We start from the raw sequence: 1,825 nt of genomic DNA on the forward strand, positions 1-1,825 counted from the left end.
CCGCCAGTTGCTCGTAGCTCGGCGCGGACACGGACCGATCCTTCACAGCCCGCCAGGATCACCCGATCACGACACGCGGGCGACCACCTGAACAGTCACGACCAGTGCGTGGTCGAACGTGAAGACATCTGCACCCCCTAAACGCTCGACCCATTTGGGAAGCATGGCCTGAGTGCACTGATCGGCGACAGTCTGTAGGTAGACGTCGAAGAGCAACCAGGGGTTGCCGGCGCCGGGCCGACTCGGATCGGCTACGCCGGATTCCTCGAATACACGGGAGATGTCCACTGTCTCGATGGCTTCGGTAGCGTGAGCTTTGAGGTCCATTACATATTCTCGTTGCACCTCGACATCCTCACGCGCCCCCAGGCGCGCCACATGGCCCGCCACCAGGACGTCGAAGTCGTAAGTCAGCACGTCATCATGGGCTTTGAGGTAGCCCGGCATATCCTTGACGTGGGAGAGGTCCTTGAAAGGGACCCACCCCGGACAGATGACGTCTATCTTCATCAGGATCTTCTGCTCGGGCGCATAGATGTAGATGTTGCCCGGTTCGTGGTCGGGCCCCTTGTCTTCCAGGAGAAGCGTCTGCCGACCCACGTTCAGTCTGAAACTGTCCGAGAACGTCACTGCGGGAACCGGTCGCCTGGCATCGTCGACGCGCGCCAGGGTGCGCGCCGTCTCAGCGCTGGCGACGTACGTCACCGACTCCGGGAACAGATGTGCCGCTCCGATGTGGTCACTGTGCGAATGGCTGTAGATCACATGCGTCACGGGCTCGTCGGTCACGTCCGAGATGGCGTTCAGATAATTTCGGCCGATGGTCGGCGGCGCGTCGCAGGCGATGACCCCGTCCCCGGTCGTGAGGAACATGGCTTGAAAGACGCCGTCGCTGACCCAATACACCCCGCCCCTGATCTCCTCGACGAGATAGCCCTTGTCCTCCGGGACGGTGGGGCCGGCGCAGCCGGCAGGAATCGGAGCAACATCGCTGGGAGTGGCTTTGATGATCGTCATAAGGTCTCGCCTCGCCGCCTTCACCGACCGCAGAAAGTGCCGGTTACCCTCCTCGCCGATGCCGGATGATCCTAAATACGGTGCGTACCAGGGGTCAAGTGGAACGCAATCCTGAGCCATCACCGAGCAGGTCATTACGGGAGTCGCGGCCTGGCTCCTGCGGAAGTGAACGTAAATGATCACCGGCGCGGCCACATGATCCGGATCGGCAGATCCATCTGGTCGCGGTGCCGCTGGCAGAGGTAGGTGATCGGCAGCGTCTCCAGCTCGCCCATGTAGCGGAAGCTCCGGTCGGGGCCGTGGTAGACGCTCAGCGGCTGGTGCAGCGTGATGACGGCGAAGACCGGCGTGACCTCGTCCTCCGGGATCGGCTGCGCGCAGGTGAAGCAGCGCGCCACGATCTCGTCTTTGTGCTCTTGCGCCATGTGCAGGTTTGCGCACCCGAGGCTGACGCCCGGGCTCTCGCGCTCGTCGCAGAGCAGCCGCTCCGGGTGTCGGACGCACAGGAACGCCATCCGGTCGAGCTCTCGCTGCTGACCGGGCCTCAGCGGCCCAACGCCGGTGCGGTAGCCGTTTGGCGCGTCCACGAGGTGTAGGCAGCTCTGCTTGCGGCGACCGTGAAGGACGTCCGCCAGGGCGTCCTGGACCACCGCGTGCACCATGGCCCCGACGTTGATGATGCCTGGCAGCGCCGCGACCATCTCAAACCCAGGGCCGAGGCAAAGTCCGAGATGGGCGGGTTGACCTGCCCGGACGGTTGATGATCACGCTGCGGTGAGGCTGGTGTGGGTGTTGCCGGCGCGCCAGC

The 1,825-nt window shown here is 64.1% G+C and carries 2 protein-coding genes; both read right to left on the reverse strand.

Going from position 1 to position 1,825, the window contains the following annotated elements:
- Positions 1-66: 66 nt before the first annotated feature.
- A complete protein-coding gene (locus CNO22_RS26885) occupies positions 67-1,017 on the reverse strand; it encodes an MBL fold metallo-hydrolase (RefSeq protein WP_198588643.1) in 951 nt (316 codons plus the stop codon).
- A gap of 179 nt (positions 1,018-1,196) precedes the next feature.
- The gene (locus CNO22_RS26890) at positions 1,197-1,718 is read right to left on the reverse strand and encodes a hypothetical protein (RefSeq protein WP_100502276.1); all 522 of its coding nucleotides are present in this window, start codon (positions 1,716-1,718) and stop codon (positions 1,197-1,199) included.
- Positions 1,719-1,825: the final 107 nt, after the last annotated feature.

This window comes from Geodermatophilus chilensis, assembly GCF_002802985.1.
Lineage (GTDB): Bacteria > Actinomycetota > Actinomycetes > Mycobacteriales > Geodermatophilaceae > Geodermatophilus > Geodermatophilus chilensis.

Excerpts from the sequence above, each read along its gene's own strand:
- CNO22_RS26890 (WP_100502276.1), bottom strand. The coding sequence starts at position 1,718 with ATGGTCGCGGCGCTGCCAGGCATCATCAACGTCGGGGCCATGGTGCAC.
- CNO22_RS26885 (WP_198588643.1), bottom strand. The coding sequence starts at position 1,017 with ATGACGATCATCAAAGCCACTCCCAGCGATGTTGCTCCGATTCCTGCC.